This is a genomic window from Nocardia crassostreae (assembly GCF_001613405.1).
Lineage (GTDB): Bacteria > Actinomycetota > Actinomycetes > Mycobacteriales > Mycobacteriaceae > Nocardia > Nocardia crassostreae.
The window spans coordinates 42,771-59,437 of record NZ_BDCH01000044.1 but is presented as its reverse complement, the minus strand read 5'-3'; the positions used below and the strand labels follow the sequence as shown (position 1 = coordinate 59,437).

Annotated in this window: 17 protein-coding genes; 10 read left to right on the top strand and 7 right to left on the bottom strand. The window is 67.0% G+C overall.

What is annotated here, in order from left to right:
- Window positions 1-4 precede the first annotated feature (4 nt).
- Genes NC4_RS37030 through NC4_RS43765 form a run of 3 tightly spaced genes read right to left on the bottom strand, consistent with a single transcriptional unit; the run spans window position 5 to window position 2,241 of the window.
- On the bottom strand, window positions 5-1,105 hold the full coding sequence (locus NC4_RS37030) for an Rv3169 family protein (RefSeq protein ID WP_067548701.1): 1,101 nt from the start codon (window positions 1,103-1,105) through the stop codon (window positions 5-7).
- A gap of 11 nt (window positions 1,106-1,116) precedes the next feature.
- A complete protein-coding gene (locus NC4_RS37025) occupies window positions 1,117-1,941 on the bottom strand; it encodes a phosphotransferase family protein (protein ID WP_281186574.1) in 825 nt (274 codons plus the stop codon).
- 9 nt (window positions 1,942-1,950) lie between these two features.
- On the bottom strand, window positions 1,951-2,241 hold the full coding sequence (locus NC4_RS43765; RefSeq protein WP_245722190.1) for a hypothetical protein: 291 nt from the start codon (window positions 2,239-2,241) through the stop codon (window positions 1,951-1,953).
- A 246-nt stretch (window positions 2,242-2,487) separates the two neighbouring features.
- Here NC4_RS43765 and NC4_RS37020 point away from each other — a divergent pair, with 246 nt between their 5' ends.
- Entirely contained in the window at window positions 2,488-3,843 is a 1,356-nt protein-coding gene (locus NC4_RS37020; protein WP_067548698.1) for a DoxX family protein, read from the top strand.
- Here NC4_RS37020 and NC4_RS37015 read toward each other — a convergent pair.
- The gene (locus NC4_RS37015) at window positions 3,840-4,820 is read right to left on the bottom strand and encodes a poly(ethylene terephthalate) hydrolase family protein (RefSeq protein ID WP_067548695.1); all 981 of its coding nucleotides are present in this window, start codon (window positions 4,818-4,820) and stop codon (window positions 3,840-3,842) included. The genes NC4_RS37020 and NC4_RS37015 overlap by 4 nt on opposite strands.
- Before the next feature lie 88 nt (window positions 4,821-4,908).
- Between NC4_RS37015 and NC4_RS37010 the strand changes: the two genes are divergently transcribed.
- The 3 genes from NC4_RS37010 to NC4_RS37000 all read left to right on the top strand — a co-directional run bounded on the left by NC4_RS37010 (window position 4,909) and on the right by NC4_RS37000 (window position 8,302).
- A complete protein-coding gene (locus tag NC4_RS37010; RefSeq protein ID WP_067548692.1) occupies window positions 4,909-5,313 on the top strand; it encodes a PPOX class F420-dependent oxidoreductase in 405 nt (134 codons plus the stop codon).
- Between the two features lie 101 nt (window positions 5,314-5,414).
- Entirely contained in the window at window positions 5,415-6,677 is a 1,263-nt protein-coding gene (cobA, locus tag NC4_RS37005) for a uroporphyrinogen-III C-methyltransferase (RefSeq protein WP_067548689.1), read from the top strand.
- A gap of 164 nt (window positions 6,678-6,841) precedes the next feature.
- Complete coding sequence (locus NC4_RS37000) at window positions 6,842-8,302, top strand: MFS transporter (RefSeq protein WP_067548686.1); 1,461 nt, start codon at window positions 6,842-6,844, stop codon at window positions 8,300-8,302.
- A 166-nt stretch (window positions 8,303-8,468) separates the two neighbouring features.
- On the opposite strand, the gene ald is transcribed toward NC4_RS37000, so the two are convergent.
- Window positions 8,469-9,581 (bottom strand): alanine dehydrogenase, encoded by a 1,113-nt coding sequence (gene ald, locus NC4_RS36995; RefSeq protein WP_067548683.1) that lies wholly within the window; start codon window positions 9,579-9,581, stop codon window positions 8,469-8,471.
- Between the two features lie 200 nt (window positions 9,582-9,781).
- Here ald and NC4_RS36990 point away from each other — a divergent pair, with 200 nt between their 5' ends.
- Complete coding sequence (locus tag NC4_RS36990; RefSeq protein WP_067548680.1) at window positions 9,782-10,267, top strand: Lrp/AsnC family transcriptional regulator; 486 nt, start codon at window positions 9,782-9,784, stop codon at window positions 10,265-10,267.
- A gap of 107 nt (window positions 10,268-10,374) precedes the next feature.
- On the top strand, window positions 10,375-11,760 hold the full coding sequence (locus NC4_RS36985) for an aspartate aminotransferase family protein (RefSeq protein ID WP_067548677.1): 1,386 nt from the start codon (window positions 10,375-10,377) through the stop codon (window positions 11,758-11,760).
- A 71-nt stretch (window positions 11,761-11,831) separates the two neighbouring features.
- On the opposite strand, the gene NC4_RS36980 is transcribed toward NC4_RS36985, so the two are convergent.
- Window positions 11,832-12,458, bottom strand: a complete 627-nt coding sequence (locus NC4_RS36980) for an HD domain-containing protein (protein WP_067548674.1) — start codon at window positions 12,456-12,458, stop codon at window positions 11,832-11,834.
- Window positions 12,459-12,774: 316 nt separating this feature from the next.
- On the opposite strand from NC4_RS36980, the gene NC4_RS40835 reads away from it, so the two are divergent.
- From NC4_RS40835 to NC4_RS36970, 3 genes are all read left to right on the top strand, one after another.
- On the top strand, window positions 12,775-12,942 hold the full coding sequence (locus tag NC4_RS40835) for a hypothetical protein (protein ID WP_157555454.1): 168 nt from the start codon (window positions 12,775-12,777) through the stop codon (window positions 12,940-12,942).
- A gap of 14 nt (window positions 12,943-12,956) precedes the next feature.
- Window positions 12,957-13,952: an SMP-30/gluconolactonase/LRE family protein gene (locus tag NC4_RS36975; RefSeq protein WP_245722189.1), complete on the top strand. Its 996-nt coding sequence runs from the start codon at window positions 12,957-12,959 to the stop codon at window positions 13,950-13,952.
- Window positions 13,953-14,139: 187 nt separating this feature from the next.
- Window positions 14,140-14,382: a hypothetical protein gene (locus NC4_RS36970; RefSeq protein ID WP_067548671.1), complete on the top strand. Its 243-nt coding sequence runs from the start codon at window positions 14,140-14,142 to the stop codon at window positions 14,380-14,382.
- Window positions 14,383-14,577: 195 nt separating this feature from the next.
- Here NC4_RS36970 and NC4_RS36965 read toward each other — a convergent pair whose 3' ends face one another.
- Window positions 14,578-15,789 carry an FAD-dependent monooxygenase gene (locus NC4_RS36965; protein ID WP_067548668.1) on the bottom strand — a complete coding sequence of 404 codons (1,212 nt, stop codon included), beginning with the start codon at window positions 15,787-15,789 and terminating at the stop codon, window positions 14,578-14,580.
- Between the two features lie 90 nt (window positions 15,790-15,879).
- Here NC4_RS36965 and NC4_RS36960 point away from each other — a divergent pair, with 90 nt between their 5' ends.
- Window positions 15,880-16,626: a TetR family transcriptional regulator gene (locus NC4_RS36960; protein WP_067548665.1), complete on the top strand. Its 747-nt coding sequence runs from the start codon at window positions 15,880-15,882 to the stop codon at window positions 16,624-16,626.
- Window positions 16,627-16,667 lie beyond the last annotated feature (41 nt).

Below are 16,667 nucleotides of genomic sequence, written 5' to 3'. Positions count from 1 at the left end.
GGGGTCAGGGGGCGACCGAGCCCCAGTCGGCGAAGCCGGTGGGGTCGTGGCGGCCCAGGCTGCCGTGTTCGAAGAGGCCCCAGCCTTCGGCGCCGTTGCAGCGGGCCTTGCCGACGTGGTCGATGACGCCGAAGGGGATGCGGCCGGACAGCGCCGGGTCGGTGAGGTCGTAGAGGCGGCTCTCGGACCAGCCGCGGCCCTTCCACTGGCCGTGCAGCCAGTCCGGATCGCCGCCGTAGCCGCAGCCGACGTTCAAGGCCACGAAGGTGCCCGCTTCGACCTCCACCTCGAGGGGTTTGCCGTCCGGGGTGGTCAGTTCCAGGCGCAGCGCGGTGGGGATGCGGGTGCCGGACTTGTAGGTGAGATGGACGCGGGGCCAGCCCAATTGCTCGATGCGGCCGTCTTTCCAGATGCGGGTGGCGTCATTGAGCGTGCGGAAGCCGTTGGGCTCCTCCTGGACGATGACGATGATGGAGAAATCGTCGAAGCGCAGCGGGACGTAGAGCCACCAGAAGCCTTCGGAGGGCTCGTCGGCCACGCGGCCCGCCGGGTCGCCGTCGCCGACCGGGCGGATGCCCCAGGAGCGGTCGCGGGTGCCGGTCCAGACGGCCGGGTCGACGGTGAAGTCGGCGCCGTCGACGGCGAGCGTGCCCGACCAGGAACCGACCTGGGCGAAGCGTTGCGCGTCGATGATCGGCCGGTTCAGGCCGGTGATGATGGTGTGCGGCTCCTCCTGCACGACCGGGAAGGCGCCCTCCCAGGTCATGTCGAAGGACAGGTCCTCGTGCTCGCAGACCACGCGCAGCTTCCGCAGCGGCTCGACGATCTCGATGCGGTAGCCGCCGACCTTGGTGTCGAGGCTGCGTTCGGTGAGCGCGTCGGAGAACCGCACGGCGCGCTGCTGATCGCCGCGGCGGACGGTGGCGAAGGCGTCGATCACGCCGAGGTTCGGGTAGACGCCGAAACCGGTGACCAGGAAGGTGCCGCCGTCGCGGTCGGAGGCGTTGAAATAGCTGCGGTCGTAGAAGTTCCGATCGCTGGTGCCGACCCGCGCCATGGGCAGCGGGGTCTGGTGGATGGGGTATTCGTCCAGTGGACCGATCATGGTCAGTTCTCTCAATCCCAGGCGTAGGTGCCGTCGAGCAGGGCTTCCAGCAGTGGGCGGTGCATGACGTAGTCGTCGCGGTCGGCGGTGTCGGTGTCCTCGCCGAAGTGGATCATGCGGCGCTTGACGCGGCCCATGACGATGCCGTGGCGCAGGGCCGCGTAGAGCAGATACCAGTCCAGGTCCACGGGCGCGTGGCCGGTGAATTCCTCGTACAGCGCTTCGACGTGACTGCGGCGCATGTAATCGGGCAGTCCGGTCTGGTCGAAGCGGGTGGCGATGTCCTGGAAGAACCGGTGGATGAGAATGGTCCAGGCGATATCGAGTTCGCGCGGGCCCAGGGCGGCCATCTCCCAGTCCAGCACGGCCGCCGGTTCGTAGCCGTCGAAGATGATATTGCCCGGACGGGCGTCACCCCAGCTCAGCACCGTCTCGGTTTCGGCGGGCCAGTTGGCTTCCAGATAGTCGAAGGCCCGCTCCAGCAATGGAATACGGAAACCGTCGCGCGCCAGCGCCCAGTCGTACCACGCCTTCTGCGCCTCGAAATGACGGCGCAGCGCCGATCCTTCGCTGTCCAGCATCGGGAACTTCCCGAGCGGATTCTCTATGGCGTGGATCTTGCCGAGAATCTCGACGGTATTGCGGGTCAGCTCGTACCGCTGCTCGGGCGTGGAGTCGAACAGCCAGCTCAGGAATACATACGGCGGATTGTCCTCGGGCACACGGCCGTTCACCCGCCGCATGACGAAGAACGGCGATCCGAGTACCGATTCGTCGTTCTCCAGCCAGCACAGTTGCGGCAGCGGCACATCGGTGGCCTTGGCGACGCCGTCGATGATCGCGTATTACGTTGCCAGATCGTATGTCTCGAAGACCGGGAAGGAACTGTCCTCCGGCGCCAGACGCGCGACGAACGATCCGCCCGCGGGTTGTCCGTGCTCGCTCCATTCGGCATCGAAGAGCAGCGTGGTGCTGGACATGCCGCCCGCCGTCGGGCGGGTGAGCGAGGTGACCTTCGGCGGCTGATCGGCTTCGACTTTCGTGGCCAGCCACCCGGTGAGTTCCTCGGTGAGTACATCGAGGTCGCGCTCGCTGGTGGTCAGTTGCCGCCGCTGGTTGGGGTCGGCCGACGTCATTGGTCCTCCTGACGCAGTGAAATTGGGTGAAATGTAACTCGTTCTAGTTGGCTTGCGGAGGGGAATTCGGGGTCGAATTCGAGCAGTACCGTTCAGCGGGATTCCGCTTGTCCACCCTGATGTTGCGCGCGTAGTCGCCAGGGGCGATTAGTTCCGTAGGGGGATGCGAGGTTCGCCCTGCAGGGTGATGCGACCGAGCCGGGGCACTCCCTAGCGTCAGAGGGAAATCTGAAGTGAGGGGCTTGGATGAGTGTGCAGACTGCGGACGCGACGATCGACCTCGAGCCGGACACCCCGGCCGAGCCCGGGCGCTGGAACCCGGTCACGCGGGTCGCGTTCCGGTTCAGTTTCGTGTACTTCGGGCTGTTCCTGCTGATCTACCCGCAGCCGATCCTGGCGCTATTCGGCCCCCTGACCAATTCGATTCCTGAGAAGTGGGGCCGGGCCTACGCGGAGTTCCCGAGTCCGCTGGTGGAATGGGTGGGGCGCACCGTCTTCGACGTCGAGGCCGTCCTGCGCACCGATTCCGGCAGCGGTGATCAGACCTATCTGTGGGTCCTGGTGTTCTGCTTCTTCGCGGCCGCGGTGGTGGCCACGATCGTGTGGAGTGTGCTGGATCGCAAGCGCCTCGAGTACCGCCGCCTGGCGGGCTGGTTCTTCCTGTTCGTCCGGATTCTGGTGGCCGGGCAGATGCTGCTGTACGGGTTCGCCAAGGCGATTCCGGCGCAGATGCCGGAGCCGTCACTGATCACCCTGCTGAGTCCGTTCGGCGATTTCACCCTGATATCGGTGCTGTGGACCCAGGTCGGCGCGTCACCGGTCTACGAGAGCCTGCTCGGCATTGCCGAGATCACCGGCGGCGTCCTGCTGTTGCTGCCGCGCACCGCGCTGGCGGGCGTGCTGCTCAGCCTGGTCAGCATGGCGCAGGTGTGGGTCCTCAACATGACCTACGACGTGCCGGTCAAACTGCTGTCGTTCCATCTGCTGTTGATGGGCCTGGTGCTGCTGGCCCCCGATGCGCGCCGGTTGACAGCGGTGCTGCTCGGCGGCGCGGCCGGACCGTCCACCGCGCCCGAAGCGGTCCGCACCTGGCGGGGCCGCCGGATCGTGGCGGCGGTTCAGGTGGTCCTGCTCGTCTGGTTCTCGGCCGGATTCGCCATGGCGACCTGGGAAGGCTGGACCGAATGGGGCAGCGGGCGGGCGAAATCGGAGTTGTACGGGATCTGGGAGGTCACCGAGTTCACCCGTGACGGGCAGCCGGTGGCGCCGCTGCTCACCGATGAAAGCCGTTGGCGGCGACTGATCTTCGAGGATCCCGGGACTGCCGTGTATCAGCGCATGAACGATGACATGGTGATGGTCGGCGCGGACATCGACTCCGGCGCGCATCGGATCACGTTGAGCCCACCCGAGTCCGAGTCGCCGCTGGCGACATTCAGCTATGAGCGGTCCACGCCGGATGCCATGACATTGACCGGCGAGCTGGAAGGGCGTCCGGTGACGATCACGCTGCACGCGGTCGATCTCGACGCCTTCCCGGTGCGGCAGAACGGGCTGGATCTGGTGCAGGATTATCCGCGCACCGGTGCGGGCGTTCGTTAATCGGTGGCGGATCCGATCTGGTTGGCCCAGTGGGGATTCGGTGCGAAGAAGGCACCCGATTCCGGGATGAATGCCTGCCGCGCCCGCTGGTCGACAGCCAAGCGGGCGGCCAGCCAGGCGGTGGGATAGCCGAGGTATCCGTACACGCCGGTCGTGCAGGGCCAGGACACTCCGGCGCAGCTCGGCTGGCCTTGTACGTCATTGTGATTCGCTCCGATGAGCGTTCCCCATACCTTCGGGATCGCGCGAGGAATCGCGTCGTAGTAAGCCTGGATGGACTGTAAGCCGATCACCTGTGGCGGCAGGGGCTGCCGCGACGGCGCGATGAAGACATCGTCGGAGCCGTTGACCAGGAATACGGAACCGCCGGTCAGCCGCGAGGTGTCAGGGCACCACGATCCCGTCGCGCACAGGATCTGCATGGGCAACTCGATCGGGACCACCGTTTCGATCCGGCCGCCGGAGTTGGTCATGGCATTGAGCGCTCCGGTCGCGCCCTGTGAATGACCCGCCGCGCCAACGGCATTCGAATCGAGTGTGCCGTGGAACGGGCTGGCCGGATCGGCTGCCCGGTGCAGCAGGTAGTCCACCGCTCCGGCGATGTCCACGCCGGATCCGGTCTGCTGGTTCTCGGTGGCGATCACCACGAAACCCCAGGACGCCAGATGCCGCAGCAGGTAGTCGTATTGCGTGGGAACGGCATCGGTGCCATTGCCCCAGGTGATGATCGGATGCCGTACCCCGCCCGCGCCCAGCGGGGTCGGATACCAGATGTCATAGGACGCGCCGGTGGAATCGCAACAGCCGAAGGCGATGTCGGATGTGACGTCCCAGGGGCCGGGCTGTGAGTACGTCGTCTCCACGCCCGGTGCGGGGTGGTACGAGCCCTCCGTCTCGGCGTCCGCCGTACCGGGACCCGGCGGCATGATCACGAGGACGGCAACGAGCATCCCGAGCACGGCGGCACGACGCGTCATGGTGCAGAGCTTAGGAATGTCGGCTCGATTTCCCGGGTAGGACGCTCCGCCGGGAATCACCCTCCACCCCAGAGCGTTCGAACCACGCGTGACCACACTTCCGGAGGAACTCAAGACGTACGTCGACGAGTCGAAGGTTTACGCGACGGTGGCGACGCTCGGTGCCGACGGCCAGCCGCACCTGACCGTGATCTGGCTGCTTCGAGACGGTGAAGACCTGATCTACTTGACCACCGTCTCCCGCCAGCAGTACAAGAACCTGGTTCGGGATCCCCGCGCCACCGTCATGATCAACCCGCCGGACCGACCGTTCGTCTACGCCGAAATTCGAGGCAAGGTCAGCATCGAGCCGGACCCCGAACGCGCCCTCCCGAACCGCGCCTCGCTGCACTTCACCGGCAAGAACTACATCGACTTCAACCCGGCTTCGGTGAACGACGCCGAGCGCGTCGTCGTCCGGATCACGCCCACCAAGGTCTACAGCCGCCTCTGAAACCTCTTTCGATCAGCAGTCGTGGTGAGCTCTCTATCGGTTGCCGCACGACTGCCGGTCGGTTGAGTCCGGTCGATAACCAGGCCGTACGCTCAATCCTTGTGCAACACACGTCACCCGCAGCCGACAGCCAGCCCGCCGGAGACCCGAATTACCTGGTCGGCCTCGATCTGAACGGGCGCCGGGTCGTCGTCGTAGGCGGCGGTACCGTCGCTCAGCGGCGTCTCGGCCTGCTCATTGCCTCCGGTGCGGACGTGCACGTGATCAGCCGTGAGGCGACGCCTGCCGTCGAAGGGATGGCCACCTCCGGGCAGATCACCCTGGAGTTGCGGGCCTACGCCGACGGCGACCTAGACGGCGCCTGGTACGCCATGGCGTGCACCGACGAGCCGGAGACGAATGCCGCGGTCGTGGCCGAAGCCAGCCGCCGCCGCGTGTTCTGCGTCCGGGCCGATACCGCGCGTCTCGGCACCGCCGTCACCCCCGCGACCGCCCGCTACGACGGCATGACCCTGGGCGTTCTGGCCGGTGGGCAGCATCGCCGGTCCGCCGCGGTGCGCACCGCCCTGCTCGAAGCCCTGCAATCGGGTGTGGTGACCGACGATTCGGCGCCTGTCACGCCGGGCGTGGTCCTGGTCGGCGGCGGTCCGGGCGATCCGGATCTCATCACCGTGCGGGGCCGCCGCCTGCTGGCGCGTGCGAATCTCGTTGTCGCCGACCGCCTGGTGCCGCAGGAACTTCTCGCCGAACTCGACCCCGATGTCGAGGTCATCGATGCCGCCAAGATCCCCTACGGGCGTGCCATGGCTCAGGAAGCCATCAATGCCGCGCTCATCGAGGGGGCCAAGGCCGGGAAGTTCGTGGTCCGCCTCAAAGGCGGCGACCCCTATGTCTTCGGCCGCGGTTACGAAGAACTCGAAGCCTGCGTCGACGCGGGTGTTCCCGTCACCGTGGTCCCCGGTGTCACCAGTGCCATCTCGGTGCCCGCGCTGGCCGGAATCCCGGTCACCCACCGCGGCGTGACCCACGAATTCGTGGTCGTCTCCGGCCACGTCGCCCCCGATCACCCGGATTCCCTGGTCGACTGGCCCGCCCTGGCTCGCCTGCGCGGCACCATCGTTCTGCTCATGGCCGTCGAGCGCATCGACAAGTTCGCCACCGCCCTCCTGGACGGCGGCCGCGCCGCCGACACCCCGGTCACGGTGATCCAGGAAGGCAGCCTCCGGACCCAGCGCGTGGTCCGCGCCGACCTGTCCACCGTCGCCGACCAGGTCCGTGCCGAAGGCATCCGTCCCCCCGCCATCATCGTCATCGGCCCCACCGCGGGCTTCACCGCCGGAGCCCCCGACGCGAACCCACTCTGAAACATCGTCGACCGGGAACTGGTGGCGGGAGCTACTCGGCGAACGCCGCCACCAGTTCCCGGTGATCGCATGACCAGTCGCGGCGTGGGGTGGCGAGTGAGGGGGAGGGGCGTGGGGGAGGCATCCACTACAGTGGCGGGGTGCTCGAGAACCCCGCTGCGACGATGCAGTATCCGGTGACCAAGCGGGCGTTCGGGCTCGCCATCCTTGTACTGAGTGGTTTGCAGTTGATGGTGGTGCTGGACGGCACCGTCATGATTTTGGCGCTGCCGCGGCTGCAGGACGATTTGAATCTGTCCGGTGCGGGCAGTGCGTGGACCGTGACGGCGTATGGTCTGCCGTTCGCGGGGCTCATGCTGCTGGGCGGGCGGCTCGGCGACTCGTTCGGCCGCCGCCGCATGCTGATCCTCGGCGTCGCGGTGTTCACGCTGGCCTCGGCGCTGTGCGGGCTGGCGCAGAACGAGGCGTGGCTGATCGGGGCCCGCGCGCTGCAGGGCACCGGTGCGGCGATTGCCGCGCCGACCGTATTCGCCTTGGTGGCCAGCACTTTCGCGCCGGGTCCGGCGCGCAATCAGGCGGTCGCCATTTTCGGGTCCATGGTGGGCATCGGCTCGGTGGGCGGTCTGGTGATCGGCGGTGCGCTGACGCAATGGGATTGGCGCTGGATCTTCTGGATCAATGTGCCGATCGGCATTCTCATCGTGATCGGCGCGATCTATCAGCTGCGCGATACCGAGCATCATCGGATCAGCCTGGATGTGCGCGGTGCGATCCTGGGCACGGCGGCCTGTGCCGCAATCGTTTTCGGTGCGACCGAGGGGCCCTCGATGGGGTGGGACAGCCCGATCATCCTGGGTTCGCTGATCGGCGGACTGGTGCTGCTGATCGTGTTCGTCTTCGCCGAGCGGTACGTGAAGAACCCGCTGCTGCCGTGGTCGCTGTTCGACAGCCGGGATCGGGTGATCTCGTTCATCGCGATCTTCCTGGCCTCGGGTGTGCTGGGCGCGACGACCTTCTTCGTCGCCCAGTTCCTGCAGAACGTGCTCGGTTACAGCCCGCTCATGGCGGGTCTGGCCAGCATCCCGTTCACCCTCGGCGCGGGCGTCGGCACCGGCGTGGCGTCCAAGGCCGTGCAGTACGCGCAGCCGCGCTGGCTACTGGCCGGGGCCGCGACGCTGTTGGCGGCCGGGCTGTATTTCGGCTCCACCCTGGACGCGTCCGCGGAGTATCTGCCGACGCTATTGATCCTGCTATCGGTGGTCGGCTTCGCGGTCGGCATGGCGATCGTGATCCTGCCGCTGTGCGTCCTGGTCGGCGTGGACATGGCCCATATCGGCCCCCTGTCCGCGGTCGGCCAGATGTTCATGAACATGGGCACCCCCTTCGCGGTGGGCCTGCTCAGCCCGGTCGCCCTGTCGCGCACCCTGTCCATGGGCGGCACCAACGGCAAGGTCGCCGATATGACCCCGCTCCAAATCGACGCCCTCAGCAGCGGTTACACCCTCGTCCTCCTGGTCTGCGCACTCGGCACCGCGGTCATGGGCGTACTCGCCCTGACCCTGCGCTACACCCCTGCCCAACTGGCCCAGGCCCAGCACGCGCAGGACGAAGCCCAGAAGTCCTGAGCCGCGCGAGATTTCGATACCAGCGCGCGGGGCGCACATGTCACGCTCGGCGCGCGATGGCGAACCGGCGGTGTGCCGCGCAGGCGGGCCGCGGGGTGAGGTGCGAGGTTCGCACGCGGGCGGAGGAAGTCCTCGACACGCTGCGTTTTCGAGCGGCGAAAGGTCGTCAGGATAGCGCGTCGGACAGGGCGATGGCGGGGAGATCGTGGGCCTCGGCCACCGGTGCGCTCACCAGCTCCCCTTCGATCGTGGCCAGGCCCTTGGCCAATGCGGGGTCCGCGTGCATGGCCTCGCGGGCGCCGTTGTCCGCCAAGGCGAGTGCGTACGGCAGCGTCACATTGGACAGTGCCCGGGTGGAGGTGCTGGGCACCGCGCCGGGCATGTTCGCGACGCAGTAGAACACCGAATCGTGCACGCGGTAGGTGGGTTCCGCGTGGGTGGTGGGGTGGGAGTCGGCGAAGCAGCCGCCCTGGTCGATGGAGATGTCCACCAGGACCGAGCCCGGTTTCATCTGGGCCACAAGGGCGTTGGAGACCAGCGAGGGGGCGCGGGCGCCGGGCACCAGCACGGCGCCGATCACCAGGTCCGCGGCCCGGACCTGTTCGTCGATGGCGTGGGCGGTCGAGGCCACGGTTGCCATGCGATCGCCGTGGCGGCGATCCAGGTCGCGCAGGCGCGGCACGCTCACATCGAGAATCCGGACATCCGCGCGCATTCCGGCGGCGATGACGGCGGCGTTTTCGCCAGCGACGCCGCCGCCGATGACCACGACCGTGGCCGCGCCCACTCCGGGCACGCCGCCGGGCAGGACGCCGCGGCCACCGAAGGGGGACATCAGGTGATAGGCCCCGACCTGCGCGGCCAGGCGTCCGGCGACCTCGCTCATGGGGGAGAGCAGCGGGAGCGAACCGTCGGGCAGTTGCACGGTTTCGTAGGCGATGGCGGTGACCTTGCGTTCCAGCAGCGCCTCGGTGCATGCCCGGGAGGCCGCCAGATGCAGGTAGGTGAACAGGGTCTGGTCCGGGCGCAGGCGCTCGTATTCGGCTTCGATGGGCTCCTTGACCTTGAGAATCAGATCGGCGGCCCAGATTTCCGCGGGGGTGGGCAGGATGCGGGCCCCGGCGGCTTCGAATTCGGTATCCGGGATGGCGGATCCGATTCCTGCGCCCGTCTCGATGAGGACGCGGTGGCCGCGGCGGGTCAGCTCGGCCACGCCGGATGGGGTGACGGCGACGCGATACTCCTGGGTGGTGAGCTCGCGCGGGATGCCTACTTTCACGGTTGCTCGCCTTTCGATGACCGCGATTCGCAGACGCGATGAGTGTGGATACCTTCGAGCCTCGGCGACTGAATCAGTACCGTCAAGCGATGTTCGCAACCGATTTCGTTGCAAGAAATGTGTCAAACCACGCAAAACGATCTTGATGACTCGCCGCGCCGAGCGCTTCCGGTTGTTGGCGCGCGCGGGTTTGCGCAAGGATGACCAGGGTGAGCGATCTGAATTCCGGCAAGGGCACCCCGGTGCTCGATGATATCTCCAAGCGGATCATCGCCCAGTTGCAGGAGGGCGGGCGGCGCGCCTACGCGACCATCGGCAAGGCGGTCGGGCTGTCCGAGGCGGCGGTGCGGCAGCGGGTGCAGAAGCTCGCCGACGCGGGGGTCATCCAGATCGTGGCGGTCACGGATCCCTTGCAGGTGGGGTTGTTTCGGCAGGCCATGATCGCGGTGACGGTGGACGGGCAGGTGCAGCCGGTGGCCGATGCGCTGGCCGCCATCGACGAGATCAACTACGTGGTGGTGTGCGCGGGGCGCTACGACGTGCTGTGCGAGGCGGTCTGCCCCGACGACGAGGCGCTGCTGGATCTGGTCTCCACGCGCATTCGGGCGCTGGCCGGGGTGCGGCATGCGGAGATCATGGTCTACCTGAAATTGCGCAAGCATACCTACAAGTGGGGCACCCGCTGACTTCGCAACGAAATCCGTAGCTCACAATCTTGAAACAACGAAATCGGTTGCTGAGATGCTGAAACTGTGGGATAACCGAAGCAAGTCCTACTTCGAGGAGTCCCGCAATGACTGCCACCGCCGAATCCAGACCCGTCGCCGACGCCTCCCGCGTCCTGCGCGACCACCTGTGGATGCACTTCACCAATCACAACGGGCGCGACGAGACCGAAGCACCCGTCATCGTCCGGGGTGAAGGGGCCTACCTGTTCGATGCGAGCGGTAAGCGCTATCTCGACGGATTGGCGGGCCTGTTCGCGGTGCAGGTCGGGCACGGGCGCGCGGAGCTGGCGCAGGCGGCCGCCAAGCAGATGATGGAGCTGTCGTATTTCCCGCTGTGGGGGTACGGGCATCCTCCGGCCATCGAACTCGCCGACCGGCTGGCGGCGTCCGCGCCCGGGGACCTGAACCGCGTGTTCTTCACCGTGAGCGGCGGCGAATCTGTGGAAACCGCATGGAAACTCGCGCGCCAGTACTTCAAGCTGGCGGGGGAGCCCACCAAGCACAAGGTGATCAGCCGGTCGATGGCGTATCACGGCACATCGCTGGGCGCGCTGTCGATCACCGGAATTCCGAGCGCGAAAGCGCCTTTCGAGCCGCTGGTGCCCAGCACCCAGCGGGTGCCCAACACCAACTTCTACCGGGCCACCGAGCACACCGACGACTACGACGCCTACGGATTGTGGGCCGCCGACCGCATCGAGGAGGCGATCCTCTTCGAAGGTCCGGAGACCGTCGCCGCCGTCTTCCTCGAACCCGTGCAGAACACCGGCGGCTGTTTCGTCCCGCCGCCCGGCTACTTCCAGCGCGTGCGCGAAATCTGCGACCGCCACAATGTCCTGCTGGTCTCCGACGAGGTCATCTGCGCCTTCGGCCGCCTCGGATACGCCTTCGGCGCACAGCGTTTCGGCTACCAGCCCGACATCATCACCACCGCCAAGGGCCTGACCTCCGGCTACGCCCCCCTAGGCGCAGTCCTGATCAGCGACAAACTGATGGAACCCTTCCAGCGCCAGGACGTCCCGTTCATGCACGGCTCCACCTACGGCGGCAACCCCGTAGGCTGCGCCGTAGCCCTCGCCAACCTCGACATCATGGAGAACGAAGACCTCTACGGCCACGTCCGCGCCAACGAAGACCTCTTCCGCGCCACCCTGGAAAAGCTCGCCGACCTCCCCATCGTCGGCGAAGTCCGTGGCGCAGGCTACTTCTGGGCCGTCGAACTGGTCAAAGACAAGTCCACCCGAGAACGCTTCACTCCCGAAGAATCCACCCGAGTCCTCCGCGACCACATCTCCAAGGAACTCTTCGCCAACGGCCTCCACTGCCGCACCGACGACCGCGCCGAACCCGTCATCCAATTCGCACCCCCACTCATCTGCGACCACACCCAATTCACCGAAATCGAACAAATCCTCCGCACAGTCCTCACCGGCGCCACCAAACTCCTGTAATCGGCCCCCGCCGCGCCGGTGGCAGAGAGCCGTCCGCCCCGCCACCAGCGCACCGTGGAAGTGCGTCCGGGCTATTCGGTAAGGGTTGCCAGTTCTCGGGTGAGGTTGGCGCGGGCGGCGGCCTCGTAGCGGGAGCGCGCGATGGGGGTGCGGAACAGGTGCTGCTGTTGCATCAGACCCTGTAGCACTGCGGCGCGGCCCTTGCGGAACAGGTCGTCGGGGACGTGGGCGTATTCGGCGCGTACCGCGGATGTGTATGTGGCATAGGCGGATTCGTCGGCGGCCAGGATGGCCAGGTCGGCGTCGCAGAGCACGCCGCCGTTGCGGTCGGCGGGGTCGGGGTGATGCCCCGAGGTGAGGCGGACCAACCGCGCGACTTCGGCGACCGTCGCGGGGGTGACGCCGAGCGCCGGGAGCACTGTCTCCGCCAATTCCGCGCTGCGTTCCTCGTTGTCGGCGCGGTCCACGGCGTAGACGGCGTCGTGGAAGAAGGCGGCGTAGCGGACCGCGTCGATATCGGTGGCGTCCGCGGCCAGGTCGTCGATGACCGCCAGCATGGCGGCCAGGTGGTCGACGGTGTGGTAGCGGCGGTGCGGTTCGCTGTAGCGGCGTACTAGATCCTCCCCGACCGCCCGCGCCATCGGCCCGGCCAGCTCCGCCCAGCGGTCCAGCAATACTGTTTCGAGCTTTGTCCCCATTCACGCAGTGTGCCGAACTCTTGCCCCTGGCAAAAGTCCCTGTGCCCGGTGCCCTTCGCCACTCGGTCGGGTGTCCGAGTTGCCGCGATTCCGGAGCTCGGAAATTCTGTTCCCAGACAATGGTTTTCGCCTTGGAGTCGATATGCCGATCCAGCTCGCCCGAATCGTCGCCGTCCCCGTCAGCCTGTGACTGCTCGCCGCCCTGGCCCTCAATCCCGACTATCGCGCCGACAATATCTTCGCCCTGCCGGACGCCGCCTTTTCCCTGTTCCTCCTGATCGCCGCCGCCCTGCCCGCGCGTTTCGCCCTCTCGGCCTTGACCTCGGGTTTTCTCTTCGGCGCGGGCGTCATCACCGTGGCCGCCATCGATCGCTTCGATCACGGCGAGACCCCGCAGGGCATCCTCAACCTGGTCATAGTCGCCATCTACCTGGCGACGGCCGTACTTCTCCTGCGAAACACCGAAAAGCCGGTCCCCGCCTAGCGTTACCGTGGGTCATGCCGAAGATGCAGCCGCGCCGCTGGACGCCGCCCAAGGCCACGCCCCGGGCCCGCGAAACCCGCAGCATCCCACCCATGCCCGACCTACGCCGCATCGAATTGCCCGGCATCGCACCCGAAGACGTCGTGGTGGCCGCCGACGGCCGCGTTCTCACCGGCATCGAGAACGGCGCCATCCTGGCCGTCGACCCCGGCATCGGCACGGTGGAACAGATCGCCCACACCGGCGGCCGCCCCCTAGGCCTGCACGCCGAACCCGATGGCTCGCTCCTGATCTGCGATGCCGAATGCGGCCTGCTCCGCCTGGACAAACCCGGCGGCACGATCGAGGTGCTCGCCACCGAAGTCGACGGCCAACCCCTCACCTTCCCCAGCAATGTCGTCGCCGCGGCCGACGGCACCATCTACTTCTCCGAATCCACCCGCCGCTGGCCCTTGAAACAGTGGATGGGCGACATCCTCGAACACTCCGGCACCGGCCGCCTCTTCCGCCGCCACCCCGACGGCGCCATCGAAACCCTCGTCGACAACCTGGATTTCGCGAATGGCGTGGTCCTGGCCCCCGACGGCTCCTGCCTCGTGGTAGCCGAAACCGCCGCCTACCGCCTCACCCGCTACTGGCTGACCGGCCCGAACGCAGGCACCCACGACCCCCTGATCGAAAACCTCCCTGGCTGCCCCGACAACGTGTACCTCGGCACCGACAACCTGATCTGGGTCTCCCTGGTCACCCCCCGAAACCCCTTGCTGGACACCCTGCTCCCCCTCCCCGGCATCCTCCGCCAGCTGACCTGGGCCATGCCCGAACCCCTCCGCCCCAAACCCGCCCGCACCGCCTGGGCCATGGCCTTCGACTTCACCGGCACCCCCGTCCACGACCTCCAACGCGAAGGCACCGACTACGCTCTCGTCACCTCCGTAGCCGAACACCACGGCACCCTCTACCTAGGCAGCCTCGTCGAATCCGCCATAGCCATCACCCACATCCCATAATCGGCTCGCTCTACGCCCCCGACCCTGTCTACTGTCGCGGCGTGACCACCGAGAACCGGCCCGGCCAACGCACCTACGGTACCCGCGACCTCGCCGAGGCGTACCTGCTCGCGCAGGCATCCGCAATACCGTCCGGTCCTGCCTGGCCCTGAGCCATCCATACGCGAGCTACCTCGAAGCCGGTCTGTTGATCAAGACCCTGGACGAATCCGGCCACCCCGGTGCCGAAGTCCACACCGCGACACAGCGAATCACCGACCTGCACGCGGAATCCCGCGCAGCCCACCTCGACATCCTGGAAAACCTGCTCCGCATCCTGATAGCCGAGCAAGTCGAAAAGACCTTCACATCCCAGGATCTGCTCGCCTCGGGCGTAGTCGACACCCCGCCGAACAGCTGGGACTACCCCTGGGATGGTGATGAAGCCTGAACGCCCCCATCTGATTCCGCAGGTTCCAATGATCCGCACGACGCCGCGCGGATCATTGCAGCCTGCGGCCAGTTATGACCCACGAGGGGCCGGAGTGGTGGGGGCCGTTGCAGCACAGTCTAACCAACTCCAAGCGGGCCAATGTAGTGGTGCAGGGGGCTTCTCGTGATTCGCCTGCACCATTACATGCTCGGGTCAGGGGCAGCGGGTGGGGGTTGGGTGTGGGTAGTGGGGGAGGGGTGGGGTGGATTTGGGGGACATGATGCGTTCCATGCCTGCTAGGGGTACGAGGAGGGGGAGGCGGGTCATGGTGTTGCGGAGGGTTATTCCGAGGCGGGACTTCGGGACCATTAGGCGGAGGTTCGGGCCTATTTTTTGTTTCGTGGTTACGAGGGGGCGGAGGGCTTGTTCGTAGTGGGGGTAGGCGGTGTTGTGGTTGCCGTTCGCGGCGGCGAGGGCGCCTGCCAGGTGGTAGGCGCCGAGGAGGGAGAGTTCGGCGCCTGCGCCGGAGGCGGGGGAGGCGCAGTAGGCGGCGTCGCCGACGAGGGCTATGCGGTCGGTGGACCAGGTGGGGAGGTGGACTTGGGCTAGGGCGTCGAAGTAGAGGTCCGGGTCGGCTAGGGCTGCGGCCAGGAGTTGTGGGACGTGCCAGGCGGTTTCGGGGGCGTACTGCTTGGTCGGGACGGCGCGGACTGATTCCGGGTCGCGATGGTCGATGTCGAGTTCGGGGCTGCGGAAGATGAAGTAGGCCTTGGCTTCGGGGGAGGTGGCCGAGTTGTAGATGCCTGCCATCTGGCCGGGGGTGTTGAACATTGTCATCCAGCCGTTGTCGCCGAGGCGGGGATCGGCGTCGGAGAAGGCGAAGTAGTGACGCATGTGGTGGACGAATTCGCGTTCCGGGCCGAAGGCGAGGCGGCGCACCGTGGAGTGCAGGCCGTCCGCGCCGATCACCAGATCGAATCGGCGGGCGGGGGAGCGGTCGAAGGTGACCGTGACGCCGTCGGTGTCCTGATCGAGGGCGGTAATGGAATCGCCGAAAAGGTATTCGACCTGGCCGGATGTGACGTCGTGCAGGATGTGCACGAGGTCGCCGCGCATGATCTCGACATCGGCGGTGTCGTACTTCTCCTGAATGCGGCGCATATCGACCCGGGCGATCTCGCGGCCCGCCGCATCCACGTAGTGCAGTCCGGCGGTGCGCATGGCGCTCGCCCGCGCTCGCGCCATGATGTCTATTCGCTCGGCGACCGCGATCGCCTGACCGCGAATGTCGACGCCCTGCCCGCCGCGGGACAGCTGCGCCGCCCGTTCGACAATGGTCGGCCGGAACCCGTGGCGCGCCAGCCAGTACGCCACCGTCTGCCCCGCGATGCCCGCCCCGGAAATCAGAATTCGCTCGTTCTTCATAATGACACCCCGTCTCAAAAATGCTGACCAACGGTCAGTAGCGACGGTACGGAACTGACCGCCGGTCAGTCAACGGTTAGGATTCACCTCGTGACCGATGATCCGCGCAGCCGAATACTGCGGACCGCGCTCGACTTGTTCGCCGAGCGCGGCTACCACTCCGTCTCCGTGCGCGAGATCGCGGAAGGGGTGCGGCTGACGAAAACCGCCGTGCTCTACCACTTCCCGAGCAAGAGCGATATCGTCTCCGCGCTGGTCGAACCGCTGCTGGCCGGTTCCGAGACGGTGGTGGAATCCGCGCGGCAGGCCCCGGACGCGGAGGCGAGATGCTGGGCGGTGATCGAGGGCTTGGTCGACGTCTGGCTCGCGCACCGGAAGTTGATGCGGATGCAGATGCACGGCCACATCCTGGCCACCAACCCGGCGACCTTCGCGCGCATGCGCGATATCGGCCTGGGCGCACAGGAATTGATCGCCGGACCGGACCCGGACCTCGCCGCGCAGGTGCGAGCCGCCCAGATATTCGCGGCGCTGAGCGATCCCGTCATGATCTACGCCGACCAGCCCATCGCGCAGCTGCGCGCGGCCATTCTCGACGGCGCCGCACTCCTGCTGGGCTGGACTCGATTACGCGCCGACACCGCCACGCGGGACCAGCCGCGAGAGACCCCCGCGCGCCCGTCGGGCCGCGGTCGCCCGAACGCGATGTCCGCGGCCATGGTCGAATCCGCGCGCCGCATGCGCGATTCCGGCGACTACACCGTCGACAGAATCGCCGCCGAACTGGGCGTCTCGCGCGCGACCGTGTACCGCCATCTCACGGCCTCGGCCGAATGAGACTATTTTTGAGACAATTGCGAGACATCCCGCATTCCTGA

Bases quoted from the DNA above. Each gene is read 5' to 3' on its own strand.
- NC4_RS37030 (WP_067548701.1), bottom strand. From the start codon at position 1,105: ATGATCGGTCCACTGGACGAATACCCCATCCACCAGACCCCGCTGCCC.
- NC4_RS43765 (WP_245722190.1), bottom strand. From the start codon at position 2,241: ATGACGTCGGCCGACCCCAACCAGCGGCGGCAACTGACCACCAGCGAG.
- NC4_RS37020 (WP_067548698.1), top strand. From the start codon at position 2,488: ATGAGTGTGCAGACTGCGGACGCGACGATCGACCTCGAGCCGGACACC.
- NC4_RS37015 (WP_067548695.1), bottom strand. From the start codon at position 4,820: ATGACGCGTCGTGCCGCCGTGCTCGGGATGCTCGTTGCCGTCCTCGTG.
- NC4_RS37000 (WP_067548686.1), top strand. From the start codon at position 6,842: ATGCAGTATCCGGTGACCAAGCGGGCGTTCGGGCTCGCCATCCTTGTA.
- NC4_RS36990 (WP_067548680.1), top strand. From the start codon at position 9,782: ATGACCAGGGTGAGCGATCTGAATTCCGGCAAGGGCACCCCGGTGCTC.
- NC4_RS36985 (WP_067548677.1), top strand. From the start codon at position 10,375: ATGACTGCCACCGCCGAATCCAGACCCGTCGCCGACGCCTCCCGCGTC.
- NC4_RS36980 (WP_067548674.1), bottom strand. From the start codon at position 12,458: ATGGGGACAAAGCTCGAAACAGTATTGCTGGACCGCTGGGCGGAGCTG.
- NC4_RS36975 (WP_245722189.1), top strand. From the start codon at position 12,957: ATGCCGAAGATGCAGCCGCGCCGCTGGACGCCGCCCAAGGCCACGCCC.
- NC4_RS36965 (WP_067548668.1), bottom strand. From the start codon at position 15,789: ATGAAGAACGAGCGAATTCTGATTTCCGGGGCGGGCATCGCGGGGCAG.